This is a genomic window from Streptomyces sp. NPDC044063, assembly GCF_056434285.1.
In genome coordinates this window covers 111,528-132,396 of sequence record NZ_JBWKFM010000011.1, presented here as the reverse complement: position 1 = coordinate 132,396, position 20,869 = coordinate 111,528, and the positions used below count along the sequence as shown (strand labels likewise).

The 20,869-nt window shown below is 73.0% G+C and carries 15 protein-coding genes; 7 read left to right on the top strand and 8 right to left on the bottom strand.

From position 1 onward, the window contains the following. Nucleotides 1-6: 6 nt before the first annotated feature. The 5 genes from AC07BS_RS16065 to AC07BS_RS16045 all read left to right on the top strand — a co-directional run bounded on the left by AC07BS_RS16065 (nt 7) and on the right by AC07BS_RS16045 (nt 5,289). Nucleotides 7-1,494 carry a glycosyltransferase family 4 protein gene (locus AC07BS_RS16065; protein ID WP_478932656.1) on the top strand — a complete coding sequence of 496 codons (1,488 nt, stop codon included), beginning with the start codon at nt 7-9 and terminating at the stop codon, nt 1,492-1,494. Nucleotides 1,495-1,580: 86 nt separating this feature from the next. Then, entirely contained in the window at nt 1,581-2,723 is a 1,143-nt protein-coding gene (locus AC07BS_RS16060) for a hypothetical protein (RefSeq protein ID WP_478932654.1), read from the top strand. A 10-nt stretch (nt 2,724-2,733) separates the two neighbouring features. Next, complete coding sequence (locus AC07BS_RS16055; RefSeq protein WP_478932652.1) at nt 2,734-4,227, top strand: glycosyltransferase family 4 protein; 1,494 nt, start codon at nt 2,734-2,736, stop codon at nt 4,225-4,227. A 65-nt stretch (nt 4,228-4,292) separates the two neighbouring features. Then, nucleotides 4,293-4,580: a hypothetical protein gene (locus tag AC07BS_RS16050; RefSeq protein WP_478932650.1), complete on the top strand. Its 288-nt coding sequence runs from the start codon at nt 4,293-4,295 to the stop codon at nt 4,578-4,580. A 64-nt stretch (nt 4,581-4,644) separates the two neighbouring features. Continuing rightward, complete coding sequence (locus AC07BS_RS16045; protein ID WP_478932648.1) at nt 4,645-5,289, top strand: coiled-coil domain-containing protein; 645 nt, start codon at nt 4,645-4,647, stop codon at nt 5,287-5,289. 8 nt (nt 5,290-5,297) lie between these two features. Here the strand turns inward: AC07BS_RS16045 and AC07BS_RS16040 are convergent, their stop codons facing one another. Genes AC07BS_RS16040 through AC07BS_RS16020 form a run of 5 tightly spaced genes read right to left on the bottom strand, consistent with a single transcriptional unit; the run spans nt 5,298 to nt 11,277 of the window. Next, the gene (locus AC07BS_RS16040) at nt 5,298-6,548 is read right to left on the bottom strand and encodes a styrene monooxygenase/indole monooxygenase family protein (protein ID WP_478932646.1); all 1,251 of its coding nucleotides are present in this window, start codon (nt 6,546-6,548) and stop codon (nt 5,298-5,300) included. Continuing rightward, nucleotides 6,530-7,285, bottom strand: coding sequence for a GTP-binding protein (locus AC07BS_RS16035; RefSeq protein WP_478932644.1), 756 nt, complete (start codon nt 7,283-7,285; stop codon nt 6,530-6,532). The genes AC07BS_RS16040 and AC07BS_RS16035 overlap by 19 nt, the downstream gene beginning before the upstream one ends. Beyond that, nucleotides 7,266-7,751, bottom strand: coding sequence for a DUF742 domain-containing protein (locus tag AC07BS_RS16030; protein WP_478932642.1), 486 nt, complete (start codon nt 7,749-7,751; stop codon nt 7,266-7,268). Before AC07BS_RS16030 ends, AC07BS_RS16035 begins: the two co-directional genes overlap by 20 nt. Continuing rightward, nucleotides 7,748-8,296, bottom strand: coding sequence for a roadblock/LC7 domain-containing protein (locus AC07BS_RS16025; protein ID WP_478932640.1), 549 nt, complete (start codon nt 8,294-8,296; stop codon nt 7,748-7,750). Before AC07BS_RS16025 ends, AC07BS_RS16030 begins: the two co-directional genes overlap by 4 nt. Further along, on the bottom strand, nt 8,293-11,277 hold the full coding sequence (locus AC07BS_RS16020) for a sensor histidine kinase (RefSeq protein ID WP_478932638.1): 2,985 nt from the start codon (nt 11,275-11,277) through the stop codon (nt 8,293-8,295). The genes AC07BS_RS16025 and AC07BS_RS16020 overlap by 4 nt, the downstream gene beginning before the upstream one ends. A 106-nt stretch (nt 11,278-11,383) precedes the next feature. On the opposite strand from AC07BS_RS16020, the gene AC07BS_RS16015 reads away from it, so the two are divergent. Then, a complete protein-coding gene (locus tag AC07BS_RS16015) occupies nt 11,384-12,157 on the top strand; it encodes a hypothetical protein (RefSeq protein ID WP_478932636.1) in 774 nt (257 codons plus the stop codon). A 47-nt stretch (nt 12,158-12,204) separates the two neighbouring features. On the opposite strand, the gene AC07BS_RS16010 is transcribed toward AC07BS_RS16015, so the two are convergent. Next, nucleotides 12,205-12,699 (bottom strand): MarR family winged helix-turn-helix transcriptional regulator, encoded by a 495-nt coding sequence (locus AC07BS_RS16010; RefSeq protein WP_478642550.1) that lies wholly within the window; start codon nt 12,697-12,699, stop codon nt 12,205-12,207. A gap of 244 nt (nt 12,700-12,943) precedes the next feature. Here AC07BS_RS16010 and AC07BS_RS16005 point away from each other — a divergent pair, with 244 nt between their 5' ends. After that, nucleotides 12,944-13,789: a lysozyme gene (locus AC07BS_RS16005; protein WP_478642552.1), complete on the top strand. Its 846-nt coding sequence runs from the start codon at nt 12,944-12,946 to the stop codon at nt 13,787-13,789. A 98-nt stretch (nt 13,790-13,887) separates the two neighbouring features. Here the strand turns inward: AC07BS_RS16005 and AC07BS_RS16000 are convergent, their stop codons facing one another. Beyond that, nucleotides 13,888-16,737 carry a M4 family metallopeptidase gene (locus AC07BS_RS16000; RefSeq protein WP_478932633.1) on the bottom strand — a complete coding sequence of 950 codons (2,850 nt, stop codon included), beginning with the start codon at nt 16,735-16,737 and terminating at the stop codon, nt 13,888-13,890. A 236-nt stretch (nt 16,738-16,973) separates the two neighbouring features. Further along, the gene (locus AC07BS_RS15995; RefSeq protein ID WP_478642558.1) at nt 16,974-20,762 is read right to left on the bottom strand and encodes a multifunctional oxoglutarate decarboxylase/oxoglutarate dehydrogenase thiamine pyrophosphate-binding subunit/dihydrolipoyllysine-residue succinyltransferase subunit; all 3,789 of its coding nucleotides are present in this window, start codon (nt 20,760-20,762) and stop codon (nt 16,974-16,976) included. Nucleotides 20,763-20,869: the final 107 nt, after the last annotated feature.

The following is a 20,869-nucleotide window of genomic DNA, read 5'->3' as shown; positions in this document are numbered from 1 at the left end:
CGGAATATGGCGGACAAGAAGTACCGCATTCTCGTCGTCTCCGACATCAGCGGCATGGGTGGCGGTGGCGTTCCGGTGTTCAACCAGCACATCACCGAGGCCCTCGCCAAAGAACACGATGTGACGCTGTTCACCGCCGACCCGGATACGCGGCCCCATCAGGGCGCGCGGATGGTCTCGACTCCCGCGAGCCCGGAGGGTGTGGAGGGCCGCGTGTGGTTGGCGTTCCAATCCACCCTCGATCCTCGCGCCCATGGCCTTCCGGACCCGCGGGAACACCCCTTCGACCTGATCGTCGGCCATTCCCGGTTCTCCGGGCCGGCCGCGGCCGAGCTGCGGGACCGCTGGTACCCGGACGCAAAGGTCGCGCACTTCCTGCACACCAGCCCGGAACGGCTCGCCGAGGTCAGTTACGCCCACGATCCGGCACATGCACAGGCCAAGGCCGCCCGGGATTCCCGGGTCGAGCGCGAGGTGATGGACCGGGCGGACGTGGTCGTCGGCGTCGGCCCGCTGCTGACCGCGGAAGCCGAACGGCTCTCCTCAACGGGGCAGCACGTGCCCGACTCGCACCAGCTCGTCCCCGGCGTGAAGATCGAGGAGCTCGTGCGGCGCGGGCCGCACGAGGGCCGCCTCAACCTCCTGCTCATGGGGCGGACGGACGACCCGCTGAAAGGCGTCGACGACGCGCTGCGCGCCGTGAAGATGCTGAACGACAAGGGCATCGACGTCCACCTCACCGTACGTGGCGCCAATCCCGAGAAGCTCGCCGAAATCGTGGAGGCAGCCGAACGGCGGGGAGGCAAGGGCAACGTCACCGTCAAGCCGTTCACCACGGACGGCAACGAGCTGAAGGACGACATCATCACCGCCGACGCGGTCATCATGCCGTCCAGGCACGAGGGTTTCGGCCTCGTGGTTACGGAGGCCGCGGGACACGGCGTGCCCGTCCTGGTGAACCAGGAGAGCGGCGCCGCACAGTTCCTCGGCGACAAGTCGAGGATCGCGCCCGAGATCGGTCAGCCGTGCATCGTCCCCGAGCCGGCGAACCCTGATTACCGGGACCGCGCCTGGGCCAAGGCCATCGGCGAACTGAGGGCCGACCTCCCCCAGCGCCGCGAGAACGCCGAGCGGCTCCGCGAGGCGCTCAAGGCGTACTCCTGGGACCACGCGGGCAAGGCCCTGGTCGATGCCTCCATGAAGGCCACGCCCCTGGCGCAGCAGAAGCCGCTCGCGCAGGGCCAGGCGCAGCGGAAGGCGACCGTGCAGGGCCCCGACGGCAAGCTCCTGGTCAGCGGCGTGACGGCCGGGCCCGCCGCACCGCCGGGCCCACGGAGCGCCCTCGCCAAGGCCGCCAATCTGGTCTCCCCAGGAGTGCGACCGCCCACGGCCCGGCCCCAGGCGCCGCGCCCCACGCAGGCTCCCGCCCCCGCGGCCCGCCCGTTCCACCTGCCGCCGACGCAGCCCGGACCGGGCAGGAGCCCCGGCCGCTGACCGGACCGTCGCCGTCCGCCCCTGGAGGACGGCACCCCATAGCCTGGCGGCTTCGGGCCGGGCGAGTTGATTCAAGGAGAGGACACATGGGCGAACAGCTGAATGTGGCGGACGCGTACGAGCGCGTCTATTCGACGGCGGCCCGGATGCTCTGGGCGCAGGAATACGCGGCCTGGCGTACGGAGAGCTCGGGCTGGCCGGCCGAGCGGCGTGCGGCGTGGCAGGCCCTGGAGGACGTCCTGCTCGACGCGGACGCGGCCCTGGGCGCACCGCTGCCCGGCGAAGCGTCCGACCCCGCGCGGCATCTGATCTCGCGTCGCGCCCCGGGGCCGGTGGACCGTCCGCTGAGCTTCGACGAGGCGGTACGGGACTGGAAGCAGCGGCTGGCGGACGATCCCGGCTACGTCGTGGAGCGTCTGGAGCCCTACTTCGACTACTTCATGGAGCCGGGCGCATGTGTCGTGGTGACCCCCGCCCGTCACCTTGTCATGACCACTATCTTCCACGAGCTCTTCTACCGGGTGGCACCCGGGCGACCGGGAATCACCCTCGGCACGGATGCCGCGGAGCTGAGCGCAGTGGCACACGAGGCCGCAGATGCCCTGCGAGCGCCTCTGGGTCTGGCGACCCCGCTGCCGCACCCAGGCTCCGCCCCGTGGATCTCCCCCGCATCCCGCAGCGTCGCCGACTTGCCCGACCTTCCCGCGCGGTTCGAGTCGCTACGCCGCGCGGCCTGGCTCGCGGCCGAGTCGGTGCCGTCCTTCGAGGAATTGAAAGCGGCGATGGACCTCTCCGTGACCGTCGCCGCCAGCAAGGCGGCCGGCGACCTTCTGGGGCTGTTGTCCGGCCACGCGGTGCCGATGTGGCGGGAGGAATACGAGGAGATCGACCCGACGCACCATGGCGTCGTAGGACTCAATTCCGACGATGCGGGCCCGCACCCCGTGTCCTTCCTGCAGGAAGCCGCGCATTGGCGGAAGGCGTTCGCCAAGGGGTCCGCGCCATGGACACCCAAGGAATACCAGCGGCAGTTCCACCCCGATCGCGGCGAAACGGATGTCGTGCTGTCCGCGACCCGAGCGCTGGTCTTCGCAGAGTTGCTGGACGAGTACGCGGCCCGGATCCACCCGGGGCGGCGGACAGGCCTCATTCACTACAGCGCATACGGGTTCGGCCAGTTCCTTCTCGGTGACATCGGCCGTGAGCTGAGCGAACACGTGGGATTCTGACGGGGACGTCGTGGCGAACAACCGATACAGAATCCTCGTCGTCTCCAATCTCAGCGGCATGGGGGAGGGCGGGATTCCCGTTTTCAACCAGCACCTCACCGAAGCCCTCGCCAAACAGCACGACGTGACGCTGTTCACCGCGAAGCCGGACACCATTCCGCACGAGGGCGCGCGCATGGTCTCCACGCCCGACCGGCCCGACGAGGACGTCGAATGGCATGACTGGCTCAAACAAAACGTCTCTCAGGATCCGCGGAATCATGGACTCCCCGATCCCCAGGAGCGCCCCTTCGACCTGATCATCGGTCACACTCGCTTCTCGGGACCGGCCGCTACCGAGCTACGGGACCGGTGGTACCCCGACGCCCGGGTCGCGCACTTCCTGCACACCAGCCCCGAGCGGGTCCCCTGGGTAAAATATCCGGACGACCCGGAGAAGGCCCAGTTCAAAGCCGTTCTGGACTCCGGGACCGAGCGCGAGATGATGGAGCGGTCCGACGTGGCCGTCGGTGTCGGGCCCCTGCTCACCAGGGAGGCCGAGCGGCTCGCGTCCTCAGGACAACATGTGCCGAGTTCACACCAGCTCATACCAGGTGTGAAGATCGAGGAGTTGGTCCAGCGCGCGCCGCACGAGGGACGGCTCAACCTCCTGGTCATGGGACGGACAGACGATCCGCTGAAGGGCGTCAATGACGCACTCCGCGCGGTGAAAAACTTGAACCAGATGGGCTTCGACGTACACCTCACCATCCGCGGTGCGGACCCCGAGAACTTCGACGAAGCAGTGCAGAAAGCCAAAACACTGGGAGGCGCGCAGAACGTCACCGTCAAACCCTTCAGCAACCAGCCCGAGGACCTGAAGAAGGACATCATCGCCGCCGATGCGGTGATCATGCCGTCGAAGCACGAGGGATTCGGCCTCGTGGCCACCGAGGCGGCGGGTCACGGTGTGCCCATCCTCGTCAACCAGGAGAGCGGTGCGGCGGAGTTCCTCGGGGACGCGGCCCGCATCGACCCCCGGATCGGCCGCCCGTGCATCGTCCCCGAGCCCGATGATCCGCTTCAGCGGCCCGGCACCTGGGCCAAGGCCTTCCAGGAATTGAAGGCCGACCTCCCCCAGCGCCGCGAGAACGCCAAGGAACTGCGCGAGGCGCTCAAGGCCTATTCGTGGGACCACGCCGGCGAGTGCCTGGTGGAAGCGGCGATGAAGACCACTCCCAAGCCCCGGCTGGCTCAGGAGGGGCAGAAGCCGCAGAGGCTGGCGACCGTCCAGGGACCGAACGGCAAACTGCTCGGCGGCGGCGAGGCGAGTCCGGACGCACGGCCGAGGACACCCGGCCCGCAGAGCAATCTGGCCAGAGCGGCCGGCATGGCCTCACCGGGGGCACGCCCCGCGCAGGCCGCCGCTCAGGGGCCGCGGCCCGACCGGCAGGGTCCGGCCGCCGCGCCCCGTACGTTCCACCTGCCGCCGACCCAGCAAGGCGGCCAGGGCCGGAGCCGGTAGGCGTCAGCCGGCGCCGGTGCCGGTGCCGGGCCACGGCATCGGCGCCGAGGAGCGAGACTGAAGGGGTGAGAAGCGAGAACACGCCCTTCGAGGGTGGGCCCATGGACGGGCGGGTGCTGCCTGTGTTGCTGGGGCATACCGGGCAGCCGCCCAAGGTCTACCGCATCCCCGTGCCGGCCGGCGAGGAGGGGGCCGCGCCCACCGTCCTCGTCTACCGGCGTGTCCAGGCGGGGACGACCCGCCGGCTCGGGCTGCCCGCCGGCTGGAAGTATGTGTACGAACCGGAGGGGGAGGCCGAGCCCCGTATCCGGTGGCCCTGGTCACGGCCCGCCCCTCGCCCGCCGCACGGGTGACTCCCCGGCCCGGCCCGCCCGCTGTGCCCGGATTAGTCATACCGCGCATGGCACGATCGGCCCCATGCCGTGCACCCCGCGCCTCGGCCGTGTCGTCTCCGCCGCCTCCGCCGCCGTGCTCGCGGCGAGCTCCGTGCTCGCCGTGCCCGCGCCGACGGCGGGCGCGGCTCCCGTCGGGGCGGCCGACCAGCCGGTGAGTGCCCTGCTGACCCGTCTCCGGATGCTCTACCAGCGGGCCGAGCAGGCCACCGAGAGCTACACCGTCACCGGGCGGAAGCTCCAGGAGCAGCGGGCCGAGGCGGACCGGCTCGCCAAGGAGCTGTCCGACACCCGGCAGGCGCTGGAGGCCGGGCGCGAGGCCGCCGGGCGGATCGCGCGTGAGCAGTACCGGGGCGCCCGCGCCCTCTCCCCCGCCCTGCAGTTCCTGCTCGGCGACGACCCGCGGCTGGCCATGGAGCGCCGTCACGCCGTCGCCCGCGCGGCCGGGCACCGGGCGGTCGTCGTCGGGCGGCTGCGGGCCGGCGAGCGGGAGGCCGTCGTCCTGGCCTCCCGGGCCCGCGCCGCGCTCGACGCCCAGCGGACGCTCGCCGCCGCGCACAAGCGCCAGCGCGACCGGGCGCGCCAGCAGCTCGGCGAGGTCGAGCGGCTGCTCGCCTCGGTGACCAGGGAGCAGCTCGCCCGGTTGCGCCGCCTCGAGCGCGGCGTCTGACGCGTCCCTCAGCCGACCGCCGCCTCCGCCATGAACGCCTCCGCCCTCGCCGCGTCGAAGAAGTAGTCCTCGAAGTCCGCCGGGTCGTCGTAGCCGTTGGCGAACCGGTCGGCCACGTGCTGCGCGCCGCCCGCCGCCGCGATCAGGCCGCGGACGTGCCGGGCCGGTGAGCCCAGCATGGCGTTGGTCCACCGGGTGACGTGCCGGGCCGAGGCCCAGTAGCGCTCGAAGGCCATCCGCATCCAGTCGGCGTCGAACGGCTCGTCGCCCCGCTCGACGATCGAGGCGAGGTACGAGGCGGCGCACTTGGCGGCCGAGTTGGAGCCCTGGCCGGTGAGCGGGTCGTTGACGACGACGGCGTCCCCGGCCCCCAGGGCCAGCCCGCCCGAGGGCAGTCGCCCGACGGGGTCGCGGACGGTCGGGGTGTAGCGCCCGGCCAGGGTGGCGTGGGCGTCGGTGAGCTCGACGGCGGTGGCGCGGCCGTACTCCCAGGGGGCGTAGCGCTCCAGCAGCTCCAGCGTCCGGGCCAGGTGCTCGCCGGGGCCGTCGACGTGGTGGAAGACGTCCAGCGGGCCGCCCGGCACGCCCTCCCAGAAGAGGATGTCGGCGCGCCCCGAGGTGGTGAGGGCGGGGATGACCCAGAGTTCGCCGGCGCCGGGGACGAGGTTGCAGCGGGCCGCGTCGTACTCCGGGTGCTCGGCGCGGGGGCCCAGCCCATGGACGTACGCGAGGGCCAGGGAGCGCTGCGGCGCGGCGTACGGGGAGCGGGCGGGGTCGCGCGGGAAGAGGGAGACCAGCTCGCCCTTGCCGGCCGCGATCAGCACGAGGTCGTAGCGGGGCGCGAGGAAGTCCAGGTCGGAGACGGTGGCGCAGTGGATGACGATCCGGCCGCCGCGCTCGGCGAAGGTGTCCAGCCAGCCGGCCATCTTCACCCGCTGGTCGACGGACTGGGCGGGGCCCTCGAGCCGCCCGACCCAGTCGATCAGCCGCTGCACGCCGGGCACCCCGGGGAGGGTCCCGGCGACCGACAGGCCCAGGCCCTCGACGCGCGGGGCGAGGGCCTCCCAGAAGTTGAGGCCCAGCTCGCGCTCGTAGCGCAGGGCCGTGCGGAACATGATCTGCGTCGACATCACGCGCCCGGCGCGGATCTCCTCGGGCGTGCGGTTGGACATCACGGTGACGTCGTAGCCCTTGGACTGCAGGCCGAGGGCCAGCTGGAGCCCGGACTGGCCGGCTCCGACTATGAGGATCCGTCGCACGGTCTGTGTTCGCCTCCGATCGGGTGACTACACCGGGTTGACGCCGTGGGCGCCGGCCGGGCCGGGGACACCCCGTGCGGCCGGGACCCCGGGGCGCCCGGTGAGGCGTCCAGGGCCCGGCCGACGAGGGTCAGCAGGGTCTCGACCACGTCGATCCGCCGCCGGGCGTCCATGACGAGCACCGGTACGTCCGGTGCCAGCGCCAGCGCCTCGCGCACGACCTCCGCCTCGTGCCGGGGCGTGCCCTCGAAGTGGTTGACGGCGACGACGTAGGGCAGGCCGCCGCTCTCGAAGTAGTCGAGGGCGGGGAAGCAGTCGGCCAGCCGGCGGGTGTCGACCATGACCACGGCCCCGATGGCCCCGCGCACCAGGTCGTCCCACATGAACCAGAACCGTTTCTGGCCCGGCGTGCCGAAGAGGTAGAGCACCAGGTCGGCGTCGAGGGTGATCCGCCCGAAGTCCATGGCGACCGTGGTCGTCGCCTTGCCCGGGACCCCGGCCGGGTCGTCGACGCCCTCGCCGGCCGTCGTCATGACGGCCTCGGTGCGCAGCGGGGTGATCTCCGAGACCGATCCGACGAAGGTGGTCTTGCCGACGCCGAAACCGCCCGCGATGACGATCTTCGTGGCGGAGGGGGCCCGGGTGAGGTCCGTCTGCCAGCGGGCCGCGGCACCGCCCGGCGCCCCGTCTCCCTCCGCCGGGCCGTCGGGAGACGTGTCAGAGTCTGCGTAGTCCACTGAGCACCCTTTCCAGCAGCGCGCGGTCGGGCCTGCCGGCGGCGTGGCCGGGGCCGTAGACGCGGATCCTTCCCTGGTCGGCCAGTTCGCCGAGCAGCACCCGTACGGCGCCCAGCGGCATCTTGAGCAGCGCGGACACCTCGGCGACCGAACGCACCCGGCGGCACAGCCCGACGACGGCCCGCGCCTCGGGCAGCACCCGGGAGGCCAGGCCGCCCGTCCCCGGCCCGTCGGCGCCGTGCTCCGCTCCCGGGCCCGGTGGGGCGGCCGGGGCCGCCACGAAGGTCTCGACGAGCAGGAGGTGACCGCAGCGGGTCCGTCCGCCGGTGAGGGAGTACGGGCGGACGCGGGCGCTCCGCGGACCCGCCGGGCCGGTGCCGGCCCGAAGGGCCCACACCGCGGTCCGGGCGGGGGCCCGCGCGGGCGTCCGCGCGGGCACGCGCGGGGCGGCCGCGGCCGTCGTCATCCGACGGCCTCCACCGACTGCCGCAGCTCCCGGCGGAGTTCGGGGGTCAGGACGTGTCCGGCCCGGCCCACGAAGAGCGCCATGTGGTACGCGACGACGCCCATGTCGCAGTCGGGCGCGGTACGGACGCCGAGCAGCGAGCCGTCGCTGATCGTCATGACGAACAGCCCGCCGCCGTCCATCGCCACCATGGTCTGCTTGACCGCGCCGCCGTCCATCAGGGTCGCGGCGCCGGTGGTCAGGCTGCCCAGGCCGGCGACGATGGTGGCGAGGTCGGCCGAGGAGCCGCGCGGGCCGTGGCCCCCCGCGTCCCCGCCGCCCCGCGCTCCGGCGTGCGCCGCCGGAGCCTGGTGCTCCGCCGTGGAGGAGAGCAGCAGCAGGCCGTCGGAGGAGACCACGGCGACGGACAGCACGCCCGGCACCTCCTCCACCAGGTCGGCCAGCAGCCAGCGCAGACCGCGGGCCTCGTCGCTCAGCCCCAAGGCCGTGACGCCGGTGGTGGGTGCGGGGGTTACCGGCGTCGCCCCCTGGGAAAATGCAGTCAACCGCGTGCCTCCTCGACAGTGCCGCCCTCGTCCGGCGCCCCCGCTCGGTTCCGATCAGTACCACGCTCACGCCCCGTCAACTCCGCCTCGGCGTCCCGGCGTCCGTCCCGGGCGCCCTGCTGGAAGCCGGCGAGCTTGCGCCGCAGCGCCTCGGCGTCCACGCCGTGCCGCACGCTCAGCGGCACGGGCTTGCGGGCCACCACCCGGGGCGTGCGCCGGGGCAGCGACGGGCCGGCGCCCGCCCCTCCCTGTCCCGGCCCCTCCGGACGCTCCTCCGGACGTAGCCCCTCCGGACGTAGCGCCTCCGGGCTCAGCGGCTCGGGGCGCAGGGCCTGCGGGCGTGCGCCCGGGGCGTGGGTCGACGCCGGGTGCGCCGACGGGGGGTACGACGCCTGGACGTGCGGCGCGGAGGCGCTCTGCCCCGGCGCGTACGACTCCGGATACGCCCCCGACGGGTGCCCGCCGCCCTGCCCTGGCACCCCCGCGTGCGCCCCTCGCGCCCCGTACGTCCCGGGCGCGGACGACGGCCCGCCCCCACCGATCCGTCCCGCGTGCTCCGCGCCCCCGCCGGCCTCCCCGTACTCCGTCCGCGTCCGCGGCGCGGCCTGCGTCGGCACCGTCAGGCGGGCGTGGCGGCCCACCGCCGGGGGCGGGTCGTCGTCCGCGCCCGGGGGCCGCCCGGCCGCCGGGCCCGGCATCTGCCAGGCGGGGCCGGGGACGTGCCGGACGGTGGTGAGCTGGATCGTCTGCTCGTCCTGCTCGACCCACGGCCCGGACCGCCGCTGCCCCGGCGCGGCCGGGTGCTGCGGACGGCCGGGCAGGGTGTGGGAGTTGGCCTCGGCGACGGCGCCCGGCAGGTCCAGGGGCGGCGCGATACGGGCGGCGCCGGGGACCGGGGGCGCGCCGGCCGGGTCGCCGAGGGAGGGCGGGTCGGCGGGCAGGACGTGGCAGGGCAGGACGACCACGGCCGTGATGCCGCCGGGGCGCTGCTCCCTGAGCTGCACCCGGACGCCGTGCCGGGCGGCGAGCCGCGCGACGACGTAGAGGCCGAGCCCCATGACGGGCTCGGCCCGCTCGTCGCCGGCGGCGCCCCGGGGGTCCGGATCGGCCTCCGCGAGCAGGGCGTTGAGCTCGGCGAGCCGCTCGGGGGCCATGCCGATGCCCTCGTCCTGGACGGAGAGCATGACCTCGCCGTTCTCCAGCAGCCAGCCGGAGACCTGCACCTGCACGTCCGGCGGGGAGAACGAGGTGGCGTTCTCCAGCAGCTCGGCCACCAGGTGGCTGATGTCGTCGGCGGCGAAGCCGGCGAGCTGTGCCCGGGCCGGCAGGGAGTGGATGCGGACGCGTTCGTACCGCTCGATCTCGCTGACGCCGGCCCGCAGGACGTCCAGCAGGGGGACGGCGCCCGCGTGCCCGGCCTGCTGTCCGTCGCCGGCGAGGACGAGGAGGTTCTCGTTGCAGCGGCGCATCTGGGTGGCGAGGTGGTCGAGCTTGAAGAGGACCTCCAGGCGGTCGGGGTCCGCCTCGTGGGCCTCCATGGACTCGATGACGGTCAGCTGCCGCTCGACCAGGCCGAGCGTGCGGCGGGTGAGGCCGACGAAGGTGGAGTGCACCCGGCCGGACTGCCCGGCCATGCGCTCGTCGAGCTCCTGGAACCGGGCGCGCAGGGCGTCGCGCTCGTCCGCGAGGTCCTGCCGGGCCACGTCCAGGCGGTTGCGCTCGCCCTCCAGGAGGGCGACGCGCTCGCGCATGCGCGCCACGGTGCCCTGGAGGACGTTGACCGAGCGGGCGATCTCGGCGAACTCGTCGTCGCGGCCCCGGAAGGAGACCGGCTCCTTGGTCACGGGGTCGGCGCACACCCGCCGGGCGCCGAGCCGCAGCGCGGAGAGCGGGCGGGTGACCGAGCGGGCGGACCGGACGCCGGCGGTCAGCACGACCAGCAGGCACAGGGCGGCCAGCGTGCCGCGCACCTCCAGGGCGGTGGCGTCGTGGTCGCGGAGGCCGGCCAGGCGGGCCATCTCCTCGGTGGCCAGACCGGATTCGAGGCCGCGCATCCGGTCGAGCCGCTCGGTGAGGGCGACGCGGGCGGGGCCGGGCCGCTCGGCCTCCGCGGCGGCGGGCTGCGGCCCGGTGGCGAGCCGGTCCAGCAGGGCCCGGCCGGCCGCGGTGGCCGGGCCGTCGGCGGCGCGGGCGAACTCGGAGCGCAGCGGGCCGGGGGCGAGCTGCCGGAAGTCGGCCAGCGCGGCCTGCTCGCGCAGGGCGGCCCGCTGGGCGAGGAGGCCCGCCCCGGGCCGGGTGCCGCGGGCGGCGAGCGAGGCGAGGAGGAGGCCGCGGGCGGCGGAGTCCTCCTCGACGACGCGGCCGAGCGCGGGCAGGGCCGTCGCCGCGTCGGAGCGGGCGCGGGCGGGCAGCCGGTGGGCGAGGGAGGCGGACAGGCCGTGGAGGGCCTGGACGGTGGCGGTGTAGGCCGCGAAGACGGTCTCCGGGGCGGCGCTGCCGGTCAGGGCGGTGCGGCGGAGCTCGGGGAGGGCGTCCAGGCGGCGCTGCACGGAGGCGGACGCGGTGGGACGGAACTCCTCGATCCGCCGGTCGACGCGGGCGCGTTGGTCCTCGGAGGCGCCGGCGGGGCCACCGCCGCCGGGGCGCCCGGCGGCCGCGTACTCGGTCATGGCGTCGCGCTCGTCGGCCAGCGCGTGGGCGAGCGCGACCGCGCCGCTGGCGGTCGTGGCGAGCCCGGCCAGCCGGCGGGAGTCGCCGAGGTCGCGCAGGGCGTCGGCGATGCCGAACGCGCCCGCCCCCAGGGTCGTCAGCGAGACGAGGGCGACGGAGGCGATGAGCCGGTTGCGCACGCGGGCGGTGCGCTCGGGCACCCCCGCCGCGCGCTGTTCGCGCTGGCCGCCGCGAAGTCGCTTCTTCCGCACCGGTGCTCGCAATCTGCCGTCGTCCGTGTCCCACACCTGGTGGCCCCTGACCGGTGGCACCGACCGCATCCCCCCGGCAAGTGCCCACTCAGGTAAACAGCCCGGCGCGCCGGAAGGATGCGCGCCAACCGGCGGGGAAAATCCGGGCATCCGGCACACTGGTCGCATGCGCATCGAACTGGCCACGCAGCCCGGGGATTCGCTCCGTCCGAACGAGGACTTCGTCTCGGCGGCCCTGCCGGCCTCGGGGTCCGGCGGGGCCCTGGTCCTGCTCGACGGCGTGACGCCGCCGCCGGACGGCGCGACGGGCTGTACGCACGGAGTGCCCTGGTTCACGGCCCGGCTCGGCGGCGCGCTGCTCGAACTGGCGGCCTCACGGCCGGACATGACGCTGCGCGCCTGCCTGGCGGAGGCCGTCTCCCGTACGGCCGCCGCGCACCGGGACGGCTGCGATCTGTCCCACCGGCGTACGCCCCAGGCCACGGTGGTCGTCGCGCGCTGGGACGCGACGGAGGTGGAGCACCTGGTGCTGTCGGATTCCGTCCTGCTGCTGGAGGGACCGACCGGGGAGGTGCGGGCCGTGCTGGACGACCGGATCGCCCGGCTGGCGGCCCGCGGCCCGGTGACGGACGCGCTGCGCAACGCGGAGGGCGGCTTCTTCACGGCGGCCGCCGACCCCGCGGTGGCCGCCCGGGCGGTCACCGGCAACACGCCTCGTACGGACGTACGAGCCCTGGCCGCGCTCAGCGACGGGGCGGCGCGCTGGGTGGAGGTGTTCCGGGAGGGCGGCTGGCGGGAGTGCCTCTCGGTGACGGCGAAGGACGGGCCGCGGGCGCTGATCGAGCGGGTGCGCGAGGCGGAGCTGGCCGATCCGGAAGGCCGGACCTTCCGGCGCGGCAAGCCGCATGACGACGCGGCAGCCCTTTACGCTGAATTGTAATGAGATGCGCTCTTTGTCCGGCTACCGGACCGTCCACCATGCCGCGGCTACGCCTCCGCCCGCTCGTTGAGCTGGTGGAGCAGCCGGGCCAGCTCGGCGATCTCGGTGCGGTCCCAGTCGGCGAGCTTGCTCATGTACAGCGAGCGCCGGGCGTCACGCACCCGGGTGAAGCGGACGCGGCCCTCCTCGGTGATCTGGACGAGGGAGGCCCGGCCGTCGGCGGGGTCGGGCTCGCGGCCGATCAGCCCGAGGTCGTGGAGGGCGCGCAGCTGGCGGCTCATCGTGGCCTTGCCGACGCCGAAGTAGGCGGCGAGGTCGGTGGCCCGCTGCTGGCCGGCCTCCTCCAGCCGGACGAGCAGGCCGTACGCGGCGGGTTCGAGGTCCGGGTGGACGGCGCGGGCGAGCTCGCCGGAGGAGGCGCGGGCCCGGCGCAGGAAGACCGACAGCTCGCGCTCCAGGGCGAGGAAGGCCGGGTCGATTCCCGTGCCGTCGCCCGGGCACGGACCGTCCGCACGACCGGACGGGGTACTGGTCTCGCGCACGTGGGGCCCTCTCCTGGGTGTTCGGCGTCGTCGGCGTTTTCAGCCGCTGAAAGTTCTCGTAGGCCGCGGCACGTCGCCGCAGCTCCGCCAGTATTTCGCAGGATTAGACCAACGGCAGCACCCCGGGTCCGTTTCGGGGGGCGCGAAGGGGCCCATAGCTTGATTAATGACATGGTCACACCAATATGACCGTTCGTCGGACCTCTCCAGCCCACTCCCCCCACCCTGGTCTCGGAGGCAGCTCATGCCCGTGCACCACTCCGGCCCGGGCCGCCGGACACCCCCCACCACGGCGGCCCTCCTCCTCTCCCTGCTGACGGCGCTCGCACTGGTCGTCACCCTCCCCACCGCCATGGCGGCGCCCGGCGGCGTCAGACGCCCGGTCCACCCCGAGCGGGACTGGATGGGATCCACCATCCGGGCCCACGAGGACTCGCGCGCGCTCCCCACCGGCTCCGCCCTCGCCTACGTCGAGGGCGTGGACGTCAGCAGCCACAACGGCAAGGTCTCCTGGTCGAAGCTCTGGAACAGCGGCGCCCGCTTCGCCTATGTGAAGGCGAGCGAGGGCACCAGCTACACCAACCCCAACTTCGGGTCGCAATACAACGGCGCGTACCGGGAGGGCATGATCCGGGGCGCCTACCACTTCGCGCTCCCGGACAACTCCAGCGGCTCCGCGCAGGCCGACTTCTTCGCCGACCACGGCGGCGGCTGGTCCAGCGACGGCAAGACGCTGCCCGGCGTGCTCGACATGGAGTACAACCCCTACGGCAGCCAGTGCTACGGCATGTCCGCCGGCCGCCTGGTCGACTGGATCGAGGACTTCTTCTCCACCTACCGCGACCGCACCGGGCGCGACGCGGTGCTCTACACCTCCACCACCTGGTGGAAGAAGTGCACCGGCAACCACAGGGGGTTCAGCGGCTGGAACCCCTTGTGGATACCGCGATACGGCTCGTCGTCCGGTGACCTCCCGGGCGGCTGGGACTTCTACACGTTCTGGCAGTACACCGACTCGGGGCCGACGGTCGGTGACCACAACCGCTTCAACGGCTCGTACAGCCGTCTCCAGGCGCTCGCCTACGGCTGAAGCCCACGACCGCACGAGCGGGCCCCCGGCACCATCGGCGCCGGGGGCCCTGGCGGTTCCACCGGTCCGGACCGCGTCCGGCCGGCGTCACCGGCGGGTCAGCCGCAGCTGCCCGCCGGGCGGGTGCGGGTGACCAGATCGGTGTAGCCGGTGGTGCCGTCGAGCCACACCACCTGACGGCCGCCGGCCGCCGCGGCCGCGATCTGCTCGCCGCGGTTGCAGGAGACCCGCGCCCGGGGCCCGCCGTCCACGCCGAACTGCCACAGCTTGGCCATGGTCTCGTTGCGGTAGCGGCTGTCCGGCACCTGGGCCGTCACCGTCACCGCGTCGTCCGAGGCGGTCAGGTCGAACGCGTACAGCGCGTCGGCACCCTGCTCCTTGTTCAGGTCGACCGTGCCCGTACCGTCCACGTTCGCCCGCCGCACCGCCGTCTGGCCCTGGTCGACGACCTCGTCGGCCAGCCAGTAGACGTGCTTGGCGGTGACCGCGGTCTGCCCGATGCTCTCCGGGGTGCCGAGCTGCGTCATGAGCTTCCGCGTACCGCCGCGCAGGTCGAGCACCTCGACGCCGGTCCGGTAGGAGTCGCCCTCCGGGTAGACCTTGACGTAGGCCAGCCGGCCGCCGCCGAGGGACGGCAGGGCCGAGCCCAGCTCGGCCTTCCGGTCGTCCACCCAGGTGGGCTCCCGGTCACCCTGACGCAGGTACCCGGCGTGCCGGGCGCCCGAGGTGTCCATCGTCTCGAAGGCCACCACCGGCCCGTCGACCCGTACGCCGCGCACGAGGTCGGTGGTGCTGTAGAGCTTCTTCACCGGGCCGCCGGCCAGCGGCCGGGACAGCACCTCGACGCCCTGCGCCCCGTACGCCTCCCACACCACGGTCTTCCCGTCGGTCGCCGGGTTGACGTGGAAACGGCCGTCGTTGGGGCTCAGCGGCTTGGCCGCGCCCTTGCCGTCCGTGCGGCCGGCCCAGACCGAGTAGGCCTCGGTGCCGTCGTCGTTGGAGCGGGACGCGGCCCACCAGCCGCCGCCCGCGCCGACCGTGGTGTCGGCGGTGTTGAGCCGGGCGGAGAGGCGGTCGGTGTCGACGCCGAGGGCCTCCTCCCAGTTGGGCACGACGCCGTGGGCGCTGAACGACCGCTTGACGACGTTCAGGTCCTTGGTGGAGACCTTGAGCGCCTTGGCGGCCGCGAGGACCGCGGCCCGGCCCTCGGTGAAGCCGTCCAGCGGGGTCATGTACTCGGTGAGCGCCTTGTAGACGATCCTGTCGGCGAGCGTGCGGCCGACGTCCTCGCGGATGTCCCACAGGGCGCCGGAGAAGATGGTGGAGTTGAGGTGCACCCCGCCGTTGTCGTTGCCGAAGCCGACGCCGAGGAAGTTCTTCGACGTCGTGGCGCCGTCGTTGAGGTCGCGCAGCGCGCACGCGCGGCGGGACTTGGTACGGCACAGGTCGCCGCCGAGCAGGCCCGCGTCGGGGTCGTCCATCGACATGCCGGCCGCGTCGACGGCGATGGCATTGCCGAAGTAGTCGGCGACGGCCTCGTTGAGCGCGCCGGACTGGCCCGCGTAGACGAGGTTGGCGCTGTTCTCCACCACGCCGTGCGTCATCTCGTGGCCGACGACGTCCAGGTCGGCCGAGAGCGTCTTGTACTCCTTGTCGCCCGAGCCGTACACCATCTTGGTGCCGTCCCAGAAGGCGTTGACGAACGGCATCCCGAAGTAGGTCACACCCACCAGGGAGTTGATGGTGCCGCCCCGGCCGTCGAGGCTGTCGCGGCCGTGGACCTTGCGGTAGTAGTCGTAGACCTTGTCCGCGGCCCAGTGGGCGTCGACCGCGCCCGCCTCGGTGGCCTCCTTGGGGAACGCCGGGTCCTTCGACCCGAACTCCTTGATCCCCTCGGGCCACTTGCCGGACGCCTCGTTCGCGTCCTTGTCGCGCGCGTCCCAGGTGGCGATCAGGTTCTTGCTGGTGTCCCACATGCGGGCGTGGTCGCGCATGACGTACTCGCCACGCGCGGTGTCGAAGTACAGGCCCAGCTCGACCGTGGTGCCGTCGTACTTCACGCCGGAGCCCGTGACGCCCGGGTGGCGCGGGCCGGCCTCCTCCGCGGGCGCCCGGCCGTTGCCGGGGGCGGCCGCGGCCGTGCCCGTGACGGGGGTCTGCCGGGGCGCGCCGAAGGTTTTGATGGCACTGTACTGGAGCACCGGGTAGCCGGCCTTGGCGTCGATGTACACCTCCCGCAGCACCGGCTCGCCGGTGGCCGGGTCGGTGCCCCGCACGGTGACGTGGTGGGTGAGCACACCGGCGCCCCGGGGCAGGACGACCAGGCCGCGCGCGGTGCCGGTCAGGGACGGGGCCGCCGCGACGCCCTTGCCGCCGCGCGCTCCGGCGGCGGCGGACGCGTCCACGCGCTTGGCTCCCAGCCGGGCGAGGGTCGCCCCCACGGCCCTCCGCACGGCCAGGTCCTCGCCGATCTCCGGCGTGGTGTCCGCCTTCAGGGCGGTGAAGTACTTGCCGGAGGTGCCGGTGACGACGCGCTTGCCGTCCTTCCGCTCCATCCGGACGACGTACTGGCCGCCGAGGACGTCGACGCCCTTGTACTTCTGCTGGAGGCGGACCGTCTCCGACGACCCCGCGGCCGTCGTCCCCACCGGTCGCAGGTCACGCGCCGGGTCCGGGATGCGGTAACGATCCTTCTTCTCCGCCAGGTGGCCGCGCGCGGCATCCGCCGCGCTGCCGCTGCCCGCGGCCTTCTCCCTGATGCCGTCGACGAGGGACGGCGTGGAGGTCCCCGTCCCCGGGACGACGTCGGTGCCGGAGCCGGCCGGGGCCGCGAGGGCCTGGCCGGGCAGCACCGAGACGACGAGGGCGGCAGCGCCCAGCAGCGCCGCCGCCCCCGCTCTCCCACCGTCGATCGCCGGTCTTCCTGAACGTGCTCTGGGCTTACGCAAGGATTCCCCCTCCGTACGTGCCGGAACGCCGAACATCTGTGGTCGGGGGACATGGAAGCGGTGAGACGGGAAGAGATCAATGGGGCGTCAGAGCCGATGGACGACTTTCGGCCGCGGGGCGCGGCCGCTCAGCGCGGTCGCGGGAGACCCGGCCCGGACACGCGACCGGCCCCCCACCGCGCGAGCGGTGGGGGGCCGGTGAAGCCGCCGCGGGCGCTTCACGCGCCCGCGTCGGATCAGGCCTCGAAGACCTCGGCGACCAGTGCCTGCTGCTCCGCCTGGTGGCGCTTGGCCGAGCCGACCGCCGGGGAGGAGGAGTGCGGGCGGGAGATGCGGCGCAGGCGCTCACGCGCCGGGATGTCCGCGCCGACCGCCAGGTCCAGGTGGTCGATCAGGTTGAGCGCGATGAACGGCCACGCACCCTGGTTCGCCGGCTCCTCCTGCGCCCAGATGTATTTCTCGGCGTTCGGGAACTTGGCGATCTCGGCCTGGAGCTCCGCACCCGGCAGCGGGTAGAGGCGCTCGAGGCGGATGATGGCGGTGTCGGTCGCACCGCGCTTGTCCCGCTCGGCGACCAGGTCGTAGTAGACCTTGCCGGCGCAGAAGACGACCTTGCGGACATCCTCGGCCTTGACGTGCTCGTCACCGATGACCGGGCGGAAGCCGCCGGTGGTGAACTCCTCCGCCTTCGACGCCGCGGCCTTCAGACGCAGCATCGACTTCGGCGTGAAGACGATGAGCGGCTTGTGGTGCGGGTTGTGGACCTGCCAGCGCAGCAGGTGGAAGTAGTTCGACGGCAGCGTCGGCATGGCGACCGTCATGTTGTTCTGCGCGCACAGCTGCAGGAAGCGCTCGACGCGGGCCGAGGAGTGGTCCGGGCCCTGGCCCTCGTAGCCGTGCGGCAGCAGCAGGGTGACGCCGGAGGTCTGGCCCCACTTCTGCTCGGAGGAGGAGATGAACTCGTCCACCACCGACTGGGCGCCGTTGACGAAGTCGCCGAACTGCGCCTCCCACATCACCAGCGCGTCCGGGCGGGCCAGCGAGTAGCCGTACTCGAAGCCCATCGCCGCGTATTCGCTGAGCAGCGAGTCGTAGACGTTGTAGCGGGCCTGGTCCTCGGACAGGTACAGCAGCGGGGTGAAGTCCTCGCCGGTCTCCCGGTCGACGAGCACCGCGTGGCGCTGGCCGAAGGTGCCGCGGCGGGAGTCCTGGCCGGCGAGCCGGACCGGGGTGCCCTCCATCAGCAGGGAGCCGAAGGCGAGGGTCTCGCCCATGCCCCAGTCGATGGTGCCGTCCTCGACGCTGGTCGCGCGGCGCTGCAGCTGCGGCAGCAGGCGCGGGTGCACCGTGACGCCCTCGGGCAGGTTGACCTGCGACTCGGCGATCCGCTTGATGGTCTCCTGGGAGATCGCGGTGGACACCGCGACCGGGAAGCCGTCCACCGGCGGGGCCGGGACCTCGGCCGGGGCCGGGGTGGTGTCGGCCTCGCGGACCTCGACGAAGACCTTCTCCAGCTGGCCCTGGTAGTCCTGCAGGGCCTGCTCGGCCTCTTCCAGGGTGATGTCGCCGCGACCGATGAGGGACTCGGTGTAGAGCTTGCGCACCGAGCGCTTCTTGTCGATCAGGTCGTACATCAGCGGCTGGGTGAAGCCCGGGTTGTCGGACTCGTTGTGGCCGCGACGGCGGTAGCAGATCAGGTCGATGACGACGTCCTTGTTGAACGCCTGGCGGAACTCGAAGGCGAGCCGCGCGACGCGGACCACGGCCTCCGGGTCGTCACCGTTCACATGGAAGATCGGCGCCTCGATCATCCGGGCGACGTCGGTGCAGTACATCGACGAGCGCGAGGACTCCGGCGGCGCGGTGAAGCCGACCTGGTTGTTGATGACGATGTGCACGGTGCCGCCGGTGCGGTAGCCGCGCAGCTGCGACATGTTCAGGGTCTCGGCCACGACGCCCTGGCCCGCGAAGGCCGCGTCGCCGTGCAGCTGGATCGGCAGGACGGTGAAGTCCGTGCCGGCCTTGCCGATGATGTCCTGCTTGGCGCGGGCGATGCCCTCGACGACCGGGTCGACCGTCTCCAGGTGGGAGGGGTTGGCGGCCAGCGAGACGTTGATCTGCTCGCCGTCCAGGCCGGTGAAGACGCCCTCGGCACCCAGGTGGTACTTCACGTCGCCGGAGCCGTGCATCGACTTCGGGTCGAGGTTGCCCTCGAACTCGCGGAAGATCTGCGCGTAGGACTTGCCGACGATGTTGGCGAGGACGTTCAGGCGGCCGCGGTGGGCCATGCCGATGACGGCCTCGTCCAGGCGGGCCTCGGCGGCCGCGTCCAGCACGGCGTCCAGCAGCGGGATGACGGACTCGCCGCCCTCCAGCGAGAAGCGCTTCTGGCCGACGTACTTCGTCTGCAGGAACGTCTCGAACGCCTCGGCCGCGTTCAGGCGGCGGAGGATGCGCAGCTGCTCCTCGCGCTCCGGCTTGGTGTGCGGGCGCTCGACGCGGTCCTGGATCCACTTGCGCTGCTTGGGGTCCTGGATGTGCATGAACTCGATGCCGGTGGTGCGGCAGTACGAGTCGCGCAGGACGCCGAGGATGTCGCGCAGCTTCATCATCGACTTGCCGGCGAAGCCGCCGACCGCGAACTCGCGCTCCAGGTCCCACAGGGTGAGGCCGTGCTCGGTGATGTCCAGGTCGGGGTGCTTGCGCTGCTTGTACTCCAACGGGTCGGTGTCGGCCATGACGTGGCCGCGGACCCGGTAGGAGTGGATCAGCTCGAAGACGCGGGCGGCCTTCGTGACGTCGTCGTCGTGCGAGGCGTCGATGTCCCGGAGCCAGCGGACCGGCTCGTAGGGGATGCGCAGCGCCTCGAAGATCTCGTCGTAGAAGCCGTTCTCGCCGAGGAGCAGCTGGTGCATGATCCGCAGGAACTCGCCGGAGGCGGCGCCCTGGATCACCCGGTGGTCGTACGTCGAGGTCAGCGTCATGACCTTGGAGATGCCCAGCTTGTTCAGGGCGTCCTGCGAGGTGCCCTGGAACTCGGCCGGGTAGTCCATGGCGCCGACGCCGATGATCAGGCCCTGGCCGGGCATCAGGCGCGGCACGGAGTGCACGGTGCCGATGCCGCCGGGGTTGGTGAGCGACGCGGTGACCCCGGTGAAGTCGTCCATCGTCAGCTTGCCGACCCGGGCACGGCGGACGATGTCCTCGTAGGCCTGCCAGAACTCGAAGAAGTTGAGGGTCTCGGCCTTCTTGATGGCCGCGACCACGAGCTGGCGGTCGCCGTTGGGCTTGACCAGGTCGATCGCCAGACCGAGGTTGACGTGCTCCGGCTTGACCAGGGTCGGCTTGCCGTCCTTCTCCATGAAGGAGTGGTTCATGGACGGCATCAGCTTCAGCGCCTGCACCATGGCGAAGCCGATGAGGTGCGTGAAGGAGACCTTGCCACCGCGGGCGCGCTGGAGGTGGTTGTTGATGACGATGCGGTTGTCGAACAGCAGCTTCACCGGGACGGCGCGGACGGACGTGGCCGTCGGCAGCTCCAGCGAGGCGTTCATGTTCTTGGCCACCGCGGCGGACGGACCGCGCAGGGTGACCAGCTCCGGGCCGGCGGCCGGCTCGGCCGGCTTGGCCGCGGCGGCCGGCTTGGCCACGGCGGGCTTCGCCGCGGCCGGCTTGGCCACGGGCGCCGCGGCGGCGGGCTTCGTGACCGGAGCGGCCGGAGCAGCCGGGGCGGCGGCCGGAGCCGGGGCCTGGGCGGCCTGGGCCGGAGCGGCCGCGGGGGCCTGCGCCGGCGCGGCCGGCGTCACGGGAGCCGGGGTACCCGGCGGCGCGGTCGCCGCCTGACCCGGCTTGTAGTCGGCGAAGAAGTCCCACCAGGCTCGGTCGACCGAGTTCGGGTCCTGGAGGTACTGCTGGTAGATCTCGTCGACGAGCCACTCATTGGGACCGAACACGTCGGCAGGGCTCTTGCCCTGCCCCGCTTGGTCGGTCGAGATGCTCGAGGTGTTGGGGGACTGTGGCGACACGGCGGCAACCGCCCTCTTCCGCTTCCTAAGGTGGTGGACAGCGGGAATAAAGGCTACGCCTGTCGGGACCTTGGATGCAGGCCACCCGGGCCAGTCGTCGCCTAAGT

Excerpts from the sequence above, each read along its gene's own strand:
- AC07BS_RS16065 (WP_478932656.1), top strand. The coding sequence starts at position 7 with ATGGCGGACAAGAAGTACCGCATTCTCGTCGTCTCCGACATCAGCGGC.
- AC07BS_RS16060 (WP_478932654.1), top strand. The coding sequence starts at position 1,581 with ATGGGCGAACAGCTGAATGTGGCGGACGCGTACGAGCGCGTCTATTCG.
- AC07BS_RS16045 (WP_478932648.1), top strand. The coding sequence starts at position 4,645 with ATGCCGTGCACCCCGCGCCTCGGCCGTGTCGTCTCCGCCGCCTCCGCC.
- AC07BS_RS16030 (WP_478932642.1), bottom strand. The coding sequence starts at position 7,751 with ATGACGACGGCCGCGGCCGCCCCGCGCGTGCCCGCGCGGACGCCCGCG.
- AC07BS_RS16015 (WP_478932636.1), top strand. The coding sequence starts at position 11,384 with ATGCGCATCGAACTGGCCACGCAGCCCGGGGATTCGCTCCGTCCGAAC.
- AC07BS_RS16005 (WP_478642552.1), top strand. The coding sequence starts at position 12,944 with ATGCCCGTGCACCACTCCGGCCCGGGCCGCCGGACACCCCCCACCACG.